The organism is Psychrobacter sp. CR212, from assembly GCF_059693765.1.
The window spans coordinates 62179-82532 of record NZ_JCATIF010000001.1; the positions used below are offsets into that span (position 1 = coordinate 62179).

The 20354-nt window shown below is 45.0% G+C and carries 15 protein-coding genes; 7 read left to right on the forward strand and 8 right to left on the reverse strand.

Annotation, left to right across the window (positions count from 1 at the left end):
• Positions 1-8: 8 nt before the first annotated feature.
• Positions 9-1163 (reverse strand): formate/nitrite transporter family protein, encoded by a 1155-nt coding sequence (locus AC58CZ_RS00240; RefSeq protein ID WP_494223706.1) that lies wholly within the window; start codon positions 1161-1163, stop codon positions 9-11.
• A gap of 290 nt (positions 1164-1453) precedes the next feature.
• Between AC58CZ_RS00240 and AC58CZ_RS00245 the strand changes: the two genes are divergently transcribed.
• Positions 1454-4399, forward strand: a complete 2946-nt coding sequence (locus tag AC58CZ_RS00245; protein ID WP_494223705.1) for a valine--tRNA ligase — start codon at positions 1454-1456, stop codon at positions 4397-4399.
• A gap of 293 nt (positions 4400-4692) precedes the next feature.
• Entirely contained in the window at positions 4693-5670 is a 978-nt protein-coding gene (locus AC58CZ_RS00250; protein ID WP_494223704.1) for a hypothetical protein, read from the forward strand.
• Positions 5671-6068: 398 nt separating this feature from the next.
• Here the strand turns inward: AC58CZ_RS00250 and AC58CZ_RS00255 are convergent, their stop codons facing one another.
• The gene (locus AC58CZ_RS00255; protein WP_494223703.1) at positions 6069-6965 is read right to left on the reverse strand and encodes an ABC transporter substrate-binding protein; all 897 of its coding nucleotides are present in this window, start codon (positions 6963-6965) and stop codon (positions 6069-6071) included.
• Between the two features lie 845 nt (positions 6966-7810).
• Here AC58CZ_RS00255 and AC58CZ_RS00260 point away from each other — a divergent pair.
• Together AC58CZ_RS00260 and cspE are read left to right on the forward strand one after the other, a co-directional pair.
• Positions 7811-8236, forward strand: a complete 426-nt coding sequence (locus AC58CZ_RS00260; RefSeq protein WP_494223702.1) for a DUF454 family protein — start codon at positions 7811-7813, stop codon at positions 8234-8236.
• Positions 8237-8469: 233 nt separating this feature from the next.
• Entirely contained in the window at positions 8470-8679 is a 210-nt protein-coding gene (gene cspE, locus AC58CZ_RS00265; protein WP_025644841.1) for a transcription antiterminator/RNA stability regulator CspE, read from the forward strand.
• A 185-nt stretch (positions 8680-8864) separates the two neighbouring features.
• On the opposite strand, the gene AC58CZ_RS00270 is transcribed toward cspE, so the two are convergent.
• Positions 8865-9989, reverse strand: a complete 1125-nt coding sequence (locus AC58CZ_RS00270) for a YeiH family putative sulfate export transporter (RefSeq protein ID WP_494223701.1) — start codon at positions 9987-9989, stop codon at positions 8865-8867.
• A 222-nt stretch (positions 9990-10211) separates the two neighbouring features.
• On the opposite strand from AC58CZ_RS00270, the gene AC58CZ_RS00275 reads away from it, so the two are divergent.
• The gene (locus tag AC58CZ_RS00275; RefSeq protein ID WP_423725721.1) at positions 10212-11147 is read left to right on the forward strand and encodes a LysR substrate-binding domain-containing protein; all 936 of its coding nucleotides are present in this window, start codon (positions 10212-10214) and stop codon (positions 11145-11147) included.
• A 99-nt stretch (positions 11148-11246) separates the two neighbouring features.
• Here AC58CZ_RS00275 and AC58CZ_RS00280 read toward each other — a convergent pair whose 3' ends face one another.
• Positions 11247-11708, reverse strand: a complete 462-nt coding sequence (locus tag AC58CZ_RS00280) for a universal stress protein (RefSeq protein WP_058025444.1) — start codon at positions 11706-11708, stop codon at positions 11247-11249.
• 175 nt (positions 11709-11883) lie between these two features.
• On the reverse strand, positions 11884-12345 hold the full coding sequence (locus tag AC58CZ_RS00285) for a universal stress protein (RefSeq protein ID WP_494223700.1): 462 nt from the start codon (positions 12343-12345) through the stop codon (positions 11884-11886).
• Positions 12346-12762: 417 nt separating this feature from the next.
• On the opposite strand from AC58CZ_RS00285, the gene AC58CZ_RS00290 reads away from it, so the two are divergent.
• Positions 12763-15843 carry an insulinase family protein gene (locus tag AC58CZ_RS00290; protein ID WP_494223699.1) on the forward strand — a complete coding sequence of 1027 codons (3081 nt, stop codon included), beginning with the start codon at positions 12763-12765 and terminating at the stop codon, positions 15841-15843.
• Between the two features lie 81 nt (positions 15844-15924).
• Here the strand turns inward: AC58CZ_RS00290 and AC58CZ_RS00295 are convergent, their stop codons facing one another.
• From AC58CZ_RS00295 to AC58CZ_RS00305, 3 genes are all read right to left on the reverse strand, one after another.
• Positions 15925-16488, reverse strand: coding sequence for a zinc ribbon domain-containing protein (locus AC58CZ_RS00295; protein ID WP_494223698.1), 564 nt, complete (start codon positions 16486-16488; stop codon positions 15925-15927).
• Between the two features lie 267 nt (positions 16489-16755).
• Positions 16756-18027 (reverse strand): AGE family epimerase/isomerase, encoded by a 1272-nt coding sequence (locus tag AC58CZ_RS00300; RefSeq protein ID WP_494223697.1) that lies wholly within the window; start codon positions 18025-18027, stop codon positions 16756-16758.
• Between the two features lie 4 nt (positions 18028-18031).
• Positions 18032-18847 carry an SDR family oxidoreductase gene (locus AC58CZ_RS00305; protein WP_494223696.1) on the reverse strand — a complete coding sequence of 272 codons (816 nt, stop codon included), beginning with the start codon at positions 18845-18847 and terminating at the stop codon, positions 18032-18034.
• Positions 18848-19611: 764 nt separating this feature from the next.
• Between AC58CZ_RS00305 and AC58CZ_RS00310 the strand changes: the two genes are divergently transcribed.
• Positions 19612-20346 (forward strand): NUDIX domain-containing protein, encoded by a 735-nt coding sequence (locus AC58CZ_RS00310; protein WP_494223695.1) that lies wholly within the window; start codon positions 19612-19614, stop codon positions 20344-20346.
• Positions 20347-20354: the final 8 nt, after the last annotated feature.

Consider the following 20354-nt stretch of genomic DNA (forward strand, 5'->3'; position numbering starts at 1 on the left):
GCTCAACGCTAAAATCTGCGCCTATCTACTTCTGCTCTTGCCTCGGCTGCTTGTTCTTTGACTCTTTCAATTTCAAACAAGAATGTGCGGTTTTTGAGTACCGCGACAAATACTACGCCGCCGACCGTATTACCCACTAAGACCACGACTAAAAATATCAAATAGTGCCATAGACTGACCGTATTGCCATACAGCAATGCTGAAAACACTTCGATATTGCCAACGATACTGTGATGCAGACCCAAAAACCCGATACTACCAGTGATAATGGAAACCAAAACAATACGGCTAAGGGTATCGCGTGCAGATGTGACTAGCCATGCCGCCACGCCCATCATCCAACCTGCCAGTACCGCACTACCAAAGATGACCCACCACTCAAACCCTAAGATATGCTCAGCGTAAGCATCGATAGCATGGTCGGTAAACAGATGCATATGCAGCCCTAAGCCAATCATCAAGGCAGCAAACAAACAGCCACCGACGATATTACCAGCGATAACGATGCCCCATAGACGCAGCAGCTTATGCAGTGGTTCAATCTTGTTTAGCACAGGTAGACTGAGTAGGGAGGTCTGCTCAGTGAATAATAACGACTGACCAATCACCACGATAATAAAGCCGATCGGATAGAGCAGGGATGATAGTACCATCGCATAGCGACTCGGCAGCACATCATTAAGTAAGGCAAACGCCGATAAAATCACAAAAAAGCTAATACCAATCTCAAGCCCAGCCGTAAAGGCGCTGGTAAACAGCGAGCCAAGCGAGCGTTCAAAGGTTTCTTTGGCATGGATGACTTGCTCGACCAAGATACTGGCGTAGCTTTTTGCTTGGCTTAAATTATCGTCACTGGCAACTTTTTTGATGGTTTCCTTGTCTTCTTCGCTGATCTCTTCTGGCAAATCATCATTGTCTAAATCTTCGGTGGCTTTTATATGGTCGTCTGGATGATGGCTGTCCACATGAGGATTGGCGTGACTGTTTTCTGGAGAGTGGCTGTGCTGTAGCGTACGACTGTGCGCCATATTGTCTTTTTTATGAGGATCGCTTGCACCATCATCCTGAGATGAATGACTGGTGGTACTCACGCGCGCGCTATCTGGTAGGATATCCTGAGCATCCTGACGACGGCTTTGGTTAGGTGTGTTATTTTGGGACAAGGGTGACTCACTGTTGGTCGGCTGGTATATGGATAGAGCTGATACAACGCTATCGATGCTATTTTAGCGTATGACTGTGGTAGGTTCTGTTGAGTGTTTAACCAATTGGGGTTATTAATTGTTCGATAACGGCATGAAAAATGACCTTCAGGCTTTATAAATTGCCTTACCATCTAACAAAATCTGCCTATCTGCGTTAAAATCACTCTATTCATTATTTTCCTAATTTTTATATTCTCTTTAATTCAATTAACTTTGATCACATTCAATCAATAAAAGATAATGCCATTATGAGTAACCACAACCTAACTGCCTCTATTCAAGCGGCACTCAATCAATTAGAAAACGCCTATAACCCTGCACAAGTTGAGGCAGGCATGTATCAAGGCTGGGAAGAAAGCGGTTATTTTGCCCCAACATTTGATAAAGATGAGTCGTTCTCTATCGCGCTGCCACCGCCAAATGTCACGGGCTCGCTGCATATGGGTCATGGGTTTAACAATGCAATCATGGATGCGCTCACACGTTATCACCGTATGGATGGCGACAACACGCTGTGGCAACCAGGTACGGATCATGCCGGTATTGCAACCCAAATGGTCGTTGAGCGTCGATTAGAAGCGCAAGGCATCCGCCGCCGTGATATGACACGTGAAGATTTCATCGATAAAGTGTGGGAATGGAAAGAAGAGTCGGGCGGCAGTATCACTAGCCAAATTCGTCGTTTGGGTAGCTCGGTTGATTGGTCGCGTGAGCGCTTTACCATGGATGATGGTCTGTCTAACGCGGTAAAAGAAGTATTCGTACGCCTGTTTGACGATGGTCTTATCTATCGTGGTAAGCGTTTGGTGAACTGGGATCCAAAGTTCCAAACTGCGCTGTCAGATCTTGAAGTCGAAAACCACGATGAAAAAGGCAGATTGTGGCATTTCCGCTACCATTTCACCGATAAAGACCTAACCACTCAAGATGGCAAAAACTATCTGGTCGTTGCTACTACGCGTCCTGAGACACTCCTTGGTGATACCGCTGTTGCAGTCAATCCTAGTGATGAGCGTTACGCGCATTTGGTCGGAAAAACCATTACTTTACCGATTACGGGTCGCGTCGTGCCTATCGTCGCTGATGACTATGTCGAGAGCGACTTCGGTACAGGCTGTGTCAAAATCACGCCTGCGCATGACTTTAACGATTATGAATTGGGTCGTCGTCATAGCTTGCCATTGATTAACATCCTTGATGAGCATGCCAACATTTTGCCAGCGATGGAAGTCTATCCTGATTTGCAGACACGTGAGCCAGAGCTAGAGACTACGCCTAGCGAGTACGCAGGACTTGAGCGTTTTGCCGCGCGTAAGTTCTTGGTTGAGCAAGCAGGCGATCAGGGCTGGCTAGAAGACATTGAGGACTACGCACTTAAAGCCCCGCGCGCTGAGCGTGGCGGCACGATCGTTGAGCCATGGCTGACCGATCAGTGGTATGTTGCGGTCAAAGAGCTTGCCAAGCCTGCGATTGACGCGGTAGAAGACGGCAGCATCGAGTTTGTCCCTGCCCAGTACAAAAACATGTATATGGCATGGATGACCGATCTGCAAGACTGGTGTATCAGCCGTCAGCTGTGGTGGGGTCATCGTATCCCTGCATGGTATGACGATGCGACAGGTGAGATTTATGTCGCACGTGATGAGGCGGAAGTACGCACTAAATACAACCTAAGCGATGATGTCAAACTGCGCCAAGACGACGATGTACTCGATACGTGGTTCAGCTCGGGTCTATGGACGTTCAGTACGCTTGATTGGGCAGACGTCAACGCCGATCCACGCGTGATGGAGACTTTCCACCCAACCAGCGTGCTGGTGACAGGTTTTGACATTATCTTCTTTTGGGTGGCGCGCATGATCATGATGACCATGCACTTCGTGAAAAACGAAGACGGCACGCCGCAAGTACCGTTTAAGACCGTCTATGTGCATGGTCTGGTACGTGATGGCAATGGTCAAAAAATGTCAAAATCAAAAGGTAACGTCTTAGATCCGATCGATCTAATCGACGGTATTGAGCTAGAAGCGCTGGTCGAAAAACGCACCAGCAATATGATGAATCCAAAAGACGCGGCCAAGATTGAGAAGCAAACGCGCAAAGAATTCCCAGAAGGTATCCCAGCTTATGGTACCGATGCACTGCGCTTTACCTTTACCTCATTAGCCAGTACGGGTCGCGATATCAACTTTGATCTCAAGCGTGTCGAGGGCTATCGTAACTTCTGTAATAAAATCTGGAACGCCAGCCGTTTTGTCCTGATGAACTGTGTCGATAAAGAGGGGAGCGCGCTGCCTATCGACCAAAGCGCGAAGCCTGAGGTGTGGGAGCTACCCGAAAGATGGATTATGAGTCGTCTGAATTCTAGTATCAAAGACATTCACCAGCATTTCGCCCAGTATCGTCTCGATATGGTCAGCCAAGATATCTATGAATTTATCTGGAACGAGTACTGCGATTGGTACGTTGAGCTTGCCAAAGCCAGTCTCCATGATGACTCAGTGACAGACGAGCGTAAAGCGCAAATCCGCTATGTACTACTGCACGTATTAGAGACGGCGCTACGCTTCACGCATCCAATCATGCCGTATCTGACCGAGGAGATTTGGCAGACCATCGCGCCACTGCTGAGCCGTAAAGATACCGACAGCATCGTCGTCGCAGCTTATCCTCAAGCTGATAATACGCAGATCAGTGAGCAGGTGGAGGCGGACATGGCATGGCTACAAGAGCTGATCGCCAGTATCCGCAATATCCGCGGTGAGATGAAACTGGGTAACGCCGTACGTCTGCCAGTACTCCTACAAAACGTCTCTGCCGATGAAGAAGCGCGTCTATCCCGTATCAAAAACCAGTTCAAAGCGCTTGCCAAAGTCGAGAGCTTAGAGATTATAAATAGTGGTGATGGCTCTGATCAAAAGATTCCACTGTCATCATCGAGCATGGTTGGCCAGCTACGCGTCCTTGTACCCATGAAAGGGCTGATTGACCCTACGGCTGAGCTAGCACGTCTTGGCAAAGCGCATGAAAAGCTACAAAAGCAAGCGGACGGTATCTCGCGCAAGCTGGGTAATGAAGGCTTTGTCAGTAAAGCACCTGCGGAAGTGGTCGATGCTGAGAAAGCGAAACTGGCTGAGCTAGAAGGGCAGCTCGATACGATGAATGCACAGATTGAGCAGTTAAAGGCGTTGTAAAAAAAGCAGAAGACTAAAAAGACTAGCCTCAGCATCGGAGTTCTTTACACCATAGAAATATGCGATGCATGGGGCAGTGTTTTTTTAGAGGTTTAGCTCGGCGCTTGTCCCTCCCGCAAAGGTAAAACTGTATATATAGGTGAGCTAATTTAGCGGACCACAATATTAATTATCGCGTTTTTATTGATTACGAGTTACTGTACATCTTATGTATATGTCTTAATAAACAATTATTTGATATCGTTTGTTGCATTGTATAGTGCGATGAGACTTTATAATAATGGAATAAGTTTATGAATTTCAAACCAAGAAACTTAAAAGCTTTAGCTGAATTAATAATTGGTGATGAAGGTCATTTTCCTTATCGTTCTAGTAGCTATATAACAGAGTTTTTTGAAGAATGTGACCTAGATTTTGTACATGATGGTTCTACTCGTAAATATTGGGTAGCAGACAGACTACAAGAACTTCTAGATGAGCCATCTGATACAGCTAACATCTTACCAAATCGGTTTCTAAGTGTTTTACAGATTTTGATGCATAAGTCTGATGCACATTTAGATGACCCAGATCGTTCAAAAGCACTTGATGAGTTGAATAAACCACTTTCTCGCGAAGGTTTTGAAGCTTTTTACGGAGAAGATGATCTACTCTACGTTCGTCATAATGCTACGAAGAAAATCTCTACTTATACATCTACACCTCATCGACCTTTTACCTCTAAAGAACAAGAAAAATATTTGCAACTTACTAAGTACTTGAGTAGTTGTTCTGAGGATGAGCTGATAGAAGAAATTTTACTACCCTTATTTCGGCAATTAGGCTATCAGCGTATCACCGCAGCAGGTCATAAAGACAAATCTCTTGAGTATGGCAAAGATATTTGGATGCGTTATATTCTACCTACGCAGCATGTATTATATTTTGGTATACAAGTAAAAAAAGGAAAGCTTGATTCAGCAGGAGTTACTAAAAAAACTAATGCAAACGTTGCTGAAATTTATAACCAATTATTGATGATGCTTGGTCATGAGATTTTTGATCCTGAAACCAGTAAGAGAGTATTAGTTGATCACGCTTTTATTATAGCTGGTGGTGAAATTACTAAACAAGCTAGAAATTGGTTAGGCAATAAACTAGATGCATCTAAAAGAAGCCAAATTCTATTTATGGACAGAGACGATATATTAAATCTCTATGTGGTAAGCAGCCTTAATGTGCCAGTTGAGTTAAAAAAGTTAGACAGTAACTCTGACGAAATACCATTTTAATAATTTATATTCTATTATGTGTAAAGATTAGATATGATCAATTTATAACTCACCTTTAACAAGATTAAATTCTTAGCTACCTAGGGCAAAAAACCGCTACCGCCTCAAGCCGAAGCGGTTTTTTTTATGTCAGTAATTAGTCTATTATCTTTAAAGGAATAACACGCTAACGTAAGGAATGCCATGAACCATCTTACTGTCGGACAACGCGCGCCTTTAAGCAACCTTGCTATTGACGACACCGCGCCAACCACGCTCAAATTTACTCGCCAAAGCCCGATATCAGCTGTTTTTCACTAATTTAGCTTCACTCAAAAAAACCGCCATAGCAAACACTATGGCGGTTTTTTATTATTCAACATATCTTAATTTCTAAAATAACTTAACTTATGAATTTTCTATAGCGCCCACAGCGACTGGTACTGCTCATCAGTCAACGTCACAATATCGATTTCGGCCAGCATCTCGCGTAGCTCTTGCCATTTACTTACATCAGGTGTGATCGGTGTAATCAATCTGCCTAACGTATTATCAATTACGGCATCCATCAGCGCGTCCGCCTCAGTTTTACTATAGTTGTAATACATATGGTGGGCAGTCTCTGGATCATTTTTACACAGTTCTGTCATCTGATTGGTCACTTGGATAAAGGTATCTATCGCGTCTTTCTTCGCGTTATAGATCTCATCAGTCGTGAGAATCTCTAACGCCGAAAAATTCGGATAAGGGGACAGATGCTGATCAATAAACGTAAAGTCCAACCCTTCATGAGTGGCTTCAACGCCTTCAAAGTTATAAAAGCAAAGCCAAGCGCCATCAAGGCTTGGATCTTCTTGCAGGTTTTTTATATGGTAAAAGTCTTTTTGTACAAAGCTCACATTGTCACGGCTGATAGTAAAGCCATTTTTTTTGGCATAGCGGGCTAATATCTCAAAGCCAATACGATTGGTTTTTTCTTCAGCCGACGGGGTACAAATGCGAATCGGCTGATTGTTCTTGAGCTTATCCATACTGGACTGCTGCATCAATATGCCGCCATCGGTCTCAAAAAAACAGCCAAGCGCGCGCAAGTTCGGCGCGTAATGCTCAAACAGATGAATTGGCTCATTCACATGCAGATCGATGCTTTGATTTTGCAATTCAGCAAAGCCATCATAGTGGTCATCAGGCTCAATGATAGTGATATCCAGCCCTGCTTGCTCATACGCGCCTGTGGTCACACCCGCGATAAAGGGCAGGTGATCAGGGTTTAAGAACCATTCGAGGGTGAGGGTCAGTTTGGTGGTCGGCTGCATGGTTGTTTCCTTTTTAATGATAGAAAACAATCAGACTGATGCTGTTTAAACAAAACAAAAAAGGCAAAACAAGAAAGGCAAAATCTCAACATGTAAGGCGCTATCAGATCAGCGCGTCAGGTAGAGGTTTCTCTTATTTATAGACTGCTTAGGGTCTGTCATGCTTGTTTCCTACGTCAGTGCTAACTGCTTCAGGTTCACGGGTGTGTCTCAGCGATGGTTTTAACAATCGTTACAAGGTTAAAAGCAAAGCACCCCGACAAGATTGAGTGGTGCTGCATTATTTTTGATCAGTACTGCTAATGAATCAGTACTGCGAATGGCTATTATCGATAGCTACTGCATCATCATATAGTGAAACCATTATAAAAATGGTATAGCAAGATTAAACGCTATTTTTCGCAGCCTCTGGAGACGCAGTCACAGCAAGCAAGAAAAGTAGCATTTAATCGAGCGCGTTTCCTATGCTGCATCAATTTTATTGAGGTTCTACTATAGACGACTTGTAAGCGGTGATGCAAGCGTATCAGGAATGACAATGAAAGGTGATGACTGACGCTCGTTAACCGCCCTTTATAACAGTTCTCATTTGTGACGGCTTTTTATAAGCGCTTTCAATCTTATAAGCGCTTTCAATCGACGTGTTAATAGAAGAGCGCAGTATTTGCCATTGGTACTTACCCAATCACTAACCAACGATACTGATCGATAGCAAAAAGCTTGTATAAATGGGCTTGTACAATTTTTGGTGATATTGCATGCTTGGTTATTCATACAAGTAGCCATGTAAATACTTTTGATGACTACCAAAATCATTCACCGCACCGTCCATCGACATCACTTATATGACCCATAATAAAAAAACGTTTTATCATAGGCCTAAGACCAACCAATCCAGAAGTCCAATGATACGCTGGACCTTTGTAACGCTTGGCTGGGTATTTTTTATTTTAGGTATTATTGGGATATTACTGCCCGTCATGCCGACTGCGCCTTTTATACTACTAGCGGCAGGGTGCTGGGCGCGTAGCTCGCGGCGCTTTCATTTTTGGTTAATCAATCACAAATACTTTGGCAAATACGTCCGTGATTGGGAAGAAAGTCATGCAGTACCGCTCTATGCTAAGTGGCTTGCGACCATCATGATGGCGATATCGACTGCCATGTTGTTTTATCGTCTGCCCGCTGATATGACATGGGTGGCATGGCTGGTAGCACTGGTCTGTAGCGGGGTTGCCGTCTATTTGTTTCGTCTGCCAAATGCCAAATAAAGTCGCCAATATAGGGCAGTAGTTAAGTCCAGTTACATAAAACCTGAGATAAGGCTTGCGATACTAGGATGTTCCCCCTATAATACATCCAAGCTTAAGAGCAGTTCTGCACCAAATCATTACCTCGTAGTATTAGTTATAATCCTTCGTTTTAATATTTATCGTTCAGTAGCTATTTGCAAGCGTTATCGGTCTATTAGACCACAAATAAATTAAATATCAGGGTTATGACTATGTCAGACGTTCAAAAAGGTACAGTTAAGTGGTTCAACGAAGCTAAAGGTTTTGGTTTCATCGCTCCAGAAAACGGCGCAGATGTTTTCGCTCATTACAGCGAAATCTCAGGCTCAGGCTTCAAAACTTTGGCTGAAGGCCAAGAAGTTGAGTTCACTGTAACTCAAGGCCAAAAAGGCCCACAAGCACATAACATCGTTGCTATCTAATTTGTCTTTATAGACAGATAGATGAAAAGATGTAAAAAAGCGAACCTTTTGGTTCGTTTTTTTTCGTCTGTGATTAGGTATTAAATGAAACGACAGATATAAAAATGCCTCCGACTATATGGATGGTTAGAGGCATTTTTGTACTGGGTACTGAGGTAAGTAAATAAGCGTGAGCAATTTACTTATTATATAAAGCTAATACCGATATTGATCAGACCACCGCCCAGTATTAACCAGCCAAACATCACCGCTCCTAAAATCAAAGGTTTAGCGCCCGCTTGCTTAATCGCACTTAGATGAGTAGTCAAACCTAGCGCAAACATCGCCATCGTCAGCAATATGTCATCTAGCATAATCATGCTTTGCTCGATACTTTTAGACATTGGTATCCAAGTATGCAATAAGACAATAGCGATAAAAATAAACGCAAACCATGGCACTTTGACTTGCTTGACGCGGGTCATAAATGACGCTGCCTCGTTTTTACTGCCCTCATCGTCTATAGCGGCATTATCTACGGTGCGATCTTTGGTTAGCGCAAATGAGAGCATAAGTAAGAAAGGTGCGAGCATCATCACCCGTATCATTTTGGTCACGACAGCAGTGTCGCCAATCTCAGTATTGATGGCATTGCCTGCGACCACGACTTGCGCCACTTCATGTACGGTTGAGCCCGTGTACATGCCGTACTGCTGGGCACTGAGCCAAGGCTGCAACCAACCAAGCTGATAGAGAAAAGGATAAAGCAGCATGGATATGGTGCCAAAGACCACGACCGTCGCCACAGCGATAGTCACTTTATGTGCTTGCGCGTTGACCACTGGCTCTGCGGCAATGACAGCCGCCGCCCCGCAGATACTCGCGCCTGAGCCGATGAGTATAACGGTTTCTTTATCGACTTTTAGCCATCTGGTGCCGATCCAATAGGTCAGCATAAAGGTTGACGTCAGGACGAGGGCATCGGTCATAATCGCTGGCATACCAACGCTCGCCACTTGCGTCATGGTCAGTTTGAACCCATAAAACATGATCGCAAGTCGTAAAATTTGACCTTTTGCAAAAGCGACTCCACTACCTAAGCGTTCAGCAAAATTTGGATAGACGGTGTTGCCCAAGACCATACCCAGCAAAATCGCGAGCGTTAAAGAGGATAAGCCAACGATACGCCCGTTTGACCACATATTCAAACTCGTGTTTAACCATAAGCAAAACAAACCACCGATCAGTACCACAGCCAAACCAGCCAAGTGGCGTTGGCTTGGAATGTAGTTACTCACTGAGCGACTGACTGATTTGGCTAGTGTATGCATAAGAGGCATATCCTATTACTGATATTAAAATAAGCATAAGCTTATGAGTAGACAGTATAAGCTGACTATATTTATAATAAAAACAGATTAATAAGATATAAACTATCGATATTTTAGGTTAGTGCTTACGGTAGAAATAGATATACCGCGCATGAGTAGCAAAAAAAGACATGTATAACGAATAAGACAGGCTAAAAAATGACATAAGGCATCATCAATAACATGAAAAAATCTGTACAGACATTGCCAAAGATTACACTTAAGCAGCTCGCTGTTTTTGTCAGTATTTACCAGACAGGTAGCACCAGCCGTGCCAGTGAAGAGATGCATTTATCACAGTCGGCGGTCAGCAGTGCGCTGACAGAGCTTGAGTCTAGATTACAGATGCCATTGTTTGAGCGCGTCGGTCGCAGGCTTAATCAGCATCCCAATGCCCATCCTATTTATATACAGGCACAGGCTATCTTGGGGCAATCGCTCACGCTTGAACATTATCACCAATATCAGGCGGGGCAGATACATATCGGGGCGAGTACCACGATTGGCAATTACGTGCTGCCATCATTGCTTGGTAAGTTATATGAGGCGCTACCAGATGCCAATGTCGATATGTATATTGCCAATACTCAGGAGGTGGTGAGTGAGGTTGAGCAGCTCAATATCGATATTGCTTTAGTAGAAGGGATGCCGCGTCCGATAGACATGAAAGCCATTGAGCAGCGCGAATGGCGAACGGATACGCTGATGATATTTGCCAAACGTGATAGTAAATGGTTAAAGAACGTCGCTACCTATAGCCAAGATAAGGGCTGCTATCAGCTGACCATTAATCAGCTAGCACAGTTGCCGCTACTCGTACGTGAGGCAGGGTCGGGCACACGGCAGATTATCGATGAGCAGTTGCTAAAGTATCTACCCAATGCAGAAGTGGTAAAGGCCATACACCAATCAGAAGCCATCAAACATATGGTGAGTGCAGATATTGGTCTTGGCTGCCTATCGCAGCATGTGATTGAGACAGAATTGGCAACAGGTGAGCTGGTGCAAGTAAGCGTTGCAGGAATCGATCTATCGCGGACATGGTGGCTGGTCTGGCACAAAGCCCGTCATCAAAGCCCCATTTGGCAGACGTTTATAGATATTATCCAACAAGATTAACTGAGGTAATGTCAAAATATAAGGAATAAAAAAGCGCCGTATCAATCATGATAGGGCGCTTTTTGTTAACTGATAATTCCATATAGCCAAAGCAAATTGCTACGTCGAAACTGGTTTATCAAGCCTTACTACAAAGCTGTCGCAAGGCACGTTAGGCAAGATATTATCTGCTGTCGCGCCACTGATCCATGCGGCAATGCCCGTGCGCTTATGGCGACCAATTACCAACAGATCGACGTCGTGTTTATGACAGTAGCTGACAATACCTTCACTGCTAGAGATAGCGGTAGTGACTTCTGACGTTGCCGCATTGAGCTGGTTGCGTTCAAGGAATTGTGCCAGTTTTGCCCGTGCTTCTTGGCAGCGTTCGTCATCAATCTCATCATAAAGACTTGACGCAGGTACCAGCTCATAGCCGAAGCCCACCATGGTATCTTTGACAATATGCAGCACAGACAACTTAGAACCGGGACGGTTTTCAACGATGCGCTTGGCCTTTTGCGCGACGATATCCGCATCAGAGAGTAAGTCGGTGACCAGTAAAATATGTTCGTAACTCATAACGTCTTCCTCATGTCAGATAGTATTTACTATAGCACTACTAGAGAGCGCTGTTAAGTAATGCTTGTCTATCTCTGAGACATATCTTGTGAGAGAAAGAACCCTTTGAAAAGGATGACACTGACAGTCATATGCTAGCGATCAATACGCCGAGCATATGACTGAGCAGTACCGATTATTCAGTGACTGGCTCATCGAGCTTGACGACTAGGCTATCGCAAGGGACGTTTGGCAAGATACTATCGGCTGTTGCACCGACTAACAAAGCCGCGATACCGTGACGTTCATGACGCCCAATAATGAGTAAGTCGACCTCTTTTTCATGACAGTAATCAACAATACCTTTACTGTTAGAGATAGCGGCTGTCACCTCTGAGTTGACTGCTTCTAGCTCGTTGCGCTCAAGGAAGCGTGCCAGCTTAGCACGCGCTTTTTGCCATTTTTCATTATGGACATCGCCTGATAGGCTAGAGGAAGGTACTAATTCATACCCAAAGCGCACCATATCGTCTTCGACAATATGCAGGACAGACAGTCTGGCCTTAGGAGAGCCTGCGAGTATACGTTTGGTTTTTAGAGCAACCTTGTCTGCATCGGATAATAAGTCAGTAACCAGTAAAACGTGTTGGTAGCTCATGAGGTGCTCCTATTGGTAGTGAACTTCATGGTAGCAGTGCAAACGGTCTCTGTTAAGCGATATGACCATCATTTGAATGTGGCTTTTGTTGGAATTATGTTGGGCTGTTTGAAAGAGTGGCGAGCACTTCACGATATATTATTGCCCATGTGCTGACTTGACTTATCAACGACCAAACCCCACTAATAGCGCTAAGCCAATTCTTTTTTAGCCAATATAGCCAATATAGTCACTATAAATACCTGCATAATTGAGTTCAAAAGCCAGTATTGGGTTTTAGCATTCAGTTTTTTCAGAAATTGTAAGTCAAAATGTTTTAATAGCCATTTTTACGACTGATAGTTCAATAATTTTTACCACTCTATTTACCCTGATAGTCAGGGCACACGATACGCATTGTAAGCGATAAGGATAACTATGACTGATACCCCATTTACTGCTGATCTCACGTTGCATCCAGCATTTGAGCTGATTGAGCATCGCCATATTGAGGCGCTATCGATGGATGTGCTGATCAGTCAGCATGTGAAGACAGGCGCGATGCACTATCATTTAGCGCACCCAAGCGATGAAAATGCGTTTTTGGTGGGTTTTCGTACTCAGCCGATGGACTCAAAAGGCGAGGCGCATATTTTGGAGCACGTCGCATTGTGTGGCTCTAAGAAATTCCCAGTACGTGACCCGTTCTTTTCAATGATCAAGCGCTCATTAAACACGTTTATGAATGCGATGACCGCAGCCGATTGGACGGCGTATCCGTATGCCACGCAAAACAAAAACGACTATTTTAATTTGCTTGCTGTGTACCTTGATGCGTCGTTTTTCCCCAATATCCACCCGCTTGATTTTGCGCAAGAAGGCATCCGCGTAGAGCTGGACGAAAACGACAAGCCACAGTTTAAAGGTATCGTCTTTAACGAGATGAAGGGCGCGATGAGTGGTGAGATTGATCAGCTTTATCATACAGTTGCGCATCATCTATTCCCAACGACGACTTATCACTACAATTCAGGTGGCGATCCTGCTCAGATTCCTGACCTGACGCATACTGAGCTGACAGCTTTTCATGAGAGTCACTATCACCCATCGAATAGTGTCATCATGAGTTTTGGTAATATTCCTGTTGCTGAGACGCAAGCGAAAATACACGAAGATGCTTTGATTCAATTCGAAGCAGGTAAAAAACACGTATCGCGTCCAGAGCAGCGTTTGTCTGCACCTATTAGTGCAGTTGACACGTACACTGCTGATGAAGCCGGTCCAGATCAGACCCATCACGTGGTCGCTTGGTTGTTGCCGTCGATCACTGATCCTAAGCAGCGTTTGGCGCTGCGTTTGCTCGAAGGTGTGCTGGTTGAGCACTCAGGCTCGCCATTGCGTGCTTATCTTGACAGTCACCCGCTGGGTAAAGCGCCAAGTCCACTATTGGGGCTCGATGACAGCCATTATGAAATGGTCTTTTATACAGGTCTGCGCGGCTCTAACCCAGAGCATGCCGAGGCGGTAGAGCAGGGCATCATTGATCTGCTGACTGAGGTGGCAAGCGCGCCAGTTGATGATGAAACGATCGAAACCATCTTGCATCAGATTGAAATTGATCAGCGTCACATCGGCGGTGATAGCATTCCTTATGGTCTAAACCTGATGTTAGAGGGCTTTAGTACTGCCATTCATGATGGTAACCCTATCGATGTGTGGGAAGTGGATGAGCATTTACAGTGGTTGCGCGAGCAAGTGGTCGATCCGCAGTGGCTACCGAACTTAATCAAAACGCATCTGCTGGACAATCAGCACCGTGTGCGCGTGACCATGACTCCAGATAGCGAAAAATCAGCGCGCCTTGCTGCAGCAGAGCAAGTGCGTTTAGATACCATCGCGATGGACTTGAGCGCTGATGATAAAGATATCTTGCACAAGCAAGCACTCGATCTGGCCGCACGCCAAGCCGCGCCTGATGATTTGAGCTTATTGCCAAAGGTAGGTCTAGAAGACGTACCAACCGATATTAGCTTTAAAGAAGGCACCCAAAAGCAGGTGCGTCTGAGCGGGCAAGATAGTACGCTATTTGAATATGAAGCGGGCACCAATGGTATCTATTACTATCAAGTCATTGTGCCGTTGACTGAAGCCATTGGTAATCAGGACACCAGCAGTTTGCCTGTGAACGAGGTGATCAATCATCCATTATTGCCTATCTATCTGAGCTTGCTGTCTGAGCTGGGCACAGACTCGATGAGTGCTCATGAGATGCAGGCCAAGCAAGCCGCGCATTCTTCAGGTGTGACCGCGCGTATCAGCCAGCGTACCCACGTGGATGATAGTCAATCGATTAGCAGCTATTTTGTCGTGGCAACGCGCGCGCTCAACCGCAAACCTGAAGCGATTGATTTGCTCAAAGAAGTGATGGAACACAGCATCTTTACTGAGCATGATCGCATCAAAGAAATCTTGCAGCAGCGTCAAGCCAGCTGGCAATCTAATTTGGCAGGTTCTGGTCACTCATATGCAATGCAAACCGCCAGTCGCGGTATGAGTCGTCAAGCGCAGCTAGAATATGTGCGTAGTGGTTTACCAGCACTAAACGCACTAAAAGCGTTCTTGGGTCATGCCAGTACTGATGATGCACAGTGGGATCAATTAGCGACCAGTTTGATGGACTTGCATCAACGTTTGATCAGCTTACCTAAGCATGCCGTCATCATTTGTGAAGCCGAGCAAACGGAACGCTTGAGTGGCTTAATCGTCGATAGTTGGAAAGATAGCCAAGCACTACAAGCTGCTGAGAATGTAATCAACACTGAAGCTAACATTCCAAGTGAGTTTGCAAATCTGCATCTAGACACTGCTCTAAATGGTGAGACTAATGCAGTCAAGGTATTAGAGAGGGGCGACGATGTTAAAAACGATGTGCTCGATGTTGCAGATTTAGCGTGGTTAGTGCCAACCAACGTTTACCATAATGCCAGCGCTTATACGGTACCAGCGGCTGACCATCCTGATACTGCTGCATTAATGGTATTAGCGCCTTACCTACGTAATGGCTACTTGCACAGTGCGATTCGTGAGCGTGGCGGTGCCTATGGCGGCGGTGCGGGCTATGACGCCAATGCATGTGCGTTTAAATTCTTTAGTTACCGCGATCCGCAGTGCGCTGAAACCTTTGAGCATTTTGAGGCCAGTATCGAGTGGATCTTAAACGAGCCACAAACCGATGAGCAATTAGAAGAGGCCATTTTGGGTATTATATCCGGTATGGATAAACCGGGCTCGCCTGCAGGAGAAGCGATTAAGGCGTGCTTTGCCAACTTGCATCATCGCGGTGCTGACTGGCAACGTAAAATGCGCGCCGCTATCCTAGCCGTGACTATCGATGACTTGCAGCGTGTTGCCAAGCAATATCTGCAAGGTCAAAACCATGTACGTGCCGTGTTAGCACCTTATGATAAAGAAGAGACGGTGAAAGGTCTTGGTTTTGAAGTATGTAGAATTAAGAGCTAAGACAATTAGGTTTGTTCTTTATTAAAAGTTAAATATAAAAAGCCAAGCATGATGCTTGGCTTTTTTGTATGTAGTATTTGCTTAGTACCGTTTGATACTCAAATCTTTGCCGATTTTGTCTTGATGGATCGGGAATTCTGACAACTCGTTATACTGCTTACGATCAGAAAAATAGTTTTTTAAGGTAAGGCGAATGGCCTCAAAGGCGAGCGTATCCCATGGAATATCTTCTTCACTAAATAGCGCACAATCAAGGCTTTCTGAGCCAATACCGTACGCACCATCTTTTAGCTCGGCGAGATAAATAGAGTAGATCTGCCCAATATCTGGTAGGTCATAAATGCAGTATAGATGCGGATTCAGTACGATGGCATCAGCTTCTTCGTAGCTCTCGCGTGCGGCGCCTTCAGCCATGGTTTCGCCGTTTTCCATAAAACCTGCAGGTATCGTCCATAGCCCATATTGCGGCTCGATCGCTCGGCGGCACAGTAGGACTCTGTCTTCGTGTACGACTAGCGAACCACAGATAACCTTTGGGTTTTCGTAGTGGATATAGTGACAATTGGGGCACACCAAGCGCGGCATATTATCTGTAGGTGGGATTTTTCGTTCTGCTTTATAACCGCATTGGAGACAATAGCTCATACCAACTACCTTTATTAGTAAATATTGTATGTCCACTTATCTTAAAAGTTTTTTTGCCGTTCTGATGTTTGCTTTTGTATACAGCAGCGATAGTGACAAATACTTTTGAGGATATCGTTTTACTTTTAACGAAAAAGTTATTTTATTTAATTTTTATGATTACAACGAAAACGCTCTGACAGCGCATTTTAATTGCCATCAAAGCGTTCTTATATTATCGAGTATATCCTACATAGCAATTAGGTCATAAAAATTAGATCATAGCAATTAGGTTTTTATTTTGAGCATTTGTGTGCGTAGTCCACCAGCTACCGACGCAGAGATAGGAATCAATGGCGTTACAGTGGCTTGAAAGTCATGATAAAGATCTTCGCGCGTCGGATATACGACCGTACTTAAGTTGCCATCTACATCTACCTCATGACGCCAGCCGCCGTGCTCAAGATCAATCAAAGTACTGGCAATATAATCCCAAGCTAAGCGGTAGTAATACTCAAAGCGCGGATCATCCGTACGGCGCGATAGCATCAGTGCGGTATTTGCCATTTCAGCCTGTACCCAGTAAGGACGGTTTGGTATTGAAATCTCATCATCCCAGCCAATGGTATAAACCATGCCGGGCTGACCGTCAGGTGCCCAGCCACGATCGATAGCGCTATCAAATAATGCGATGGCATCAGGTAGCAGCCAATCAGGCACCTCATAATCACGTGCCGTACAAGCAGACTCAACCTTGAGCAGCAGTCCTGCCCATTCTGCAAAGTGACCAGGTGTGAGTCCCCAGGGACGCAGGTCATCAGAAGGTTCATTCGCATCGTAGTTGTGCAACAGATTCCACTCACTATCAAAATGTTCAGGTAGGCGACCATCGTAAGTACTAGGCATATCATGACCGAAGCGCTTGGCTAAGTGTAGTGCGCGGTCTAGCCAGCGCGTTTCACCCGTGGCATCTACCAGTGCTAAGCAGGCTTCGGTCGTATGCATGTTGCAATTGGCGCCGCGATAATCTTCGGGATCAGACCAATCAGCGGCAAAAGAAGGCAGCATTGATTGCTCATCTTCTAACCAAAAATGCTGATCAATGATTGTTATTGCAGCCTCCATCAACTCTGTACCGCGCGGGCGACCAGCAATGCTAGCAGACGCGCCAGCAAGCGCGACAAACGCATGCAGATAGGCGTTTTTGCGTGATGGGTTTTCATGAGTTGAGGAAGCATCACTGAACCAACCGCCATGTACCGAGTCGCGCAATGGGCCATCGAGCAACGCATCTAGGCCATGGTCAACAAGTGTTGCTGCACCTGGTATACCCATTAGTGCCGCTAGCGCATAGCAATGCACCATCCTCGCAGTGATGATGCTCTTTGCAGTGTCATCTACCATGCTCCCATCGTGACCGAGAGTAGCAAACCCTGATGGCACGCGCGCTTTGGCATAATGATCGAGCAAACGTTGTCCTTCAGCGAGCAACCAACGGCGATGACTACTGCTATCTGCCCAACAGACAGATAGCAAGTCAGAGGAGTCAGGAGAATCCATGATATCAGCCATTGGTAATCATGCCTCCGTTTATGTGCAAGGTCTGCCCAGTCACAAAGCTACTGTCTTGGCAAGCAAGAAATACATAGGCAGCACCCATCTCACGTGGCTGACCCATACGTCCCATTGGTGAGGACATTGATTCTAAAATATCTTTATCAAAGTCTTTAAATACCAGTTGAATCTCGCTCACCACAGGACCTGGTGCTACCTGATTGACACGAATACCGCGACTAAGTAGTTGTTGCGATAACGCGCGGGTGTAGCCAACGATAGCGCCTTTGGTTGCGGTGTACGGCACCAATACATCGTTGCCGACATACGCATTAACGGAGGTGGTATTGATGATGCTATCGCCTTCTTTCATATGCTCAAGGGCGGCGCGGGTTGCATAAAACATTCCTGCCATATTGACATCGAAATGCTGTTGCCAGTCTTTATCACTGACTTCAGACAAATCATGATACGGCTTTTGCATACCAGCATTGTTGACTAGCACATCAATGCCGCCCCATTGTGCCACGACAGCTTCTACCGCCGCTGTGCAACTACTGCTATCAGCCGTATCACCTTGCAAGACTAATGCTTCTGTGCCTTCTGCCTCAATGCCTTCACGTGTCTCATTTGCGCTCTCTTCATCAGAGTGATAAAGGATGGCAACTTTGGCACCTTCACGTGCCATATGAAAAGCCACTGCGCGGCCAATACCACTGTCTCCGCCAGTGATTAAAACGCGCTTATCAGCCAGTTTTCCTGAGCCTTTATAGTTATCATTGATATATTCAGCAGGTGGCATCATGTTGTCGATTTGGTCTGTCATAATCTGTATCCTTTGTTCTTTTGAGGTATTGTTTATTGTTATTACAGCAATTCTATGACGCTGGCATCAGTATTTTTATAATGCTATTTTAGGATGTCCGCCTCATAGTCTTGCTAGCAGTCATCATAATGCCCAAATGCATTTTTTGAAATATTACTCGGTTAATGTTTGGTAATTTAAAGATGCAGTTATGATGCTTATTATCATTGATAAGTACCAAGCAAAAAGGATATTGAGAAAATCTTAATTAATAAAGCGATCACCGTCTAAGACAGACGGTATGAGATATTGAGTGATTTAGAAAGGTGTAAAGACGCGGCAAAAAAATAGACATTTAGTTGAAAGGCTCACTTGGATAGAGGCTCAGTCTATATAACAAAGCTTATACACAAGCGGTAAGCCGTTTTATATTTATCATAGTGACCACATATATAGTGAAACCATTATAAAAATGGTATAGAAGATTAAACGCTATTTTTCGCAGGCTCTGGAGACGCAGTCACAGCAAGCAAGAAAAGTAGCGTTTAATCGAGCGCGTTTCCTATGCTGTATCAATTTTATTGAGGTTCTACTGTATGTATAGCAGTCAGCTGATGCATCAATAAGTCGCACTTTGTCGGAAATAGCGTAAATATGAGATACATCTACAAAAGCGATAATCTGATTAATAAAAAAGGCTGCCATACTAGCGACAGGTTATACTGTTATGCTGGCACCGGTATTTTCATGAATAATATGAAAATGACCACTCATAGGATTTGATAATGACTGTACCCGGAAATATTGATTTTTTTAATAAGTTTAGCGTCGCTGTCCCAAGCTTTATTCGTCATCCCACACTTAGAAAACTGGCCGAGCGAGTACAACACGAGACATTGAATGCGCTCACGAGTCCAGCGATGTACGAGAGTGGCAACACCTCACAAAGCACGCGTATTTTGGACAGCTTATATCAGACACCCATTGCTGATGCATCGATATTGGTCGCGATCACTCATGAACGTAAACCAAAAATATTATTGACGCGCCGAGCCGCTCATATGAACAGCCATGCGGGAGAGGTCTCCTGTGCAGGCGGCAAACACGAGATAGGTGATGGCAACAACGTCGTGACCGCATTACGTGAAGCTTGTGAAGAGACGGCGCTGCCACCTAATAAAGTGCAATTACTGGGACAACTACCGATCCAAACGTCCAAAAGCGGTATGAGTGTACGTCCAATTGTCGCGCTCATCGCCCCAGGTCTGGTATTAGTTCCTGAAGTGGGAGAGATATCGCGTATCTTTTGGGCGGATTTAGAGTCGTTAGTCAACCAGCCAACGGTGGAGTATGCGGTAGAATATAAAATGCAAGAACAAACCGCGACCATACTGACGCCGAGTTGGCAAGTGGATGGTGAGACGGTGTGGGGACTGACAGGGCGCGTCATTGCCAATTTGCTAGAAACTGGGTTTGATCGTCAGCTAGAATGGTATTACCGCGTAGAAAACAAACGCTGATAGATATC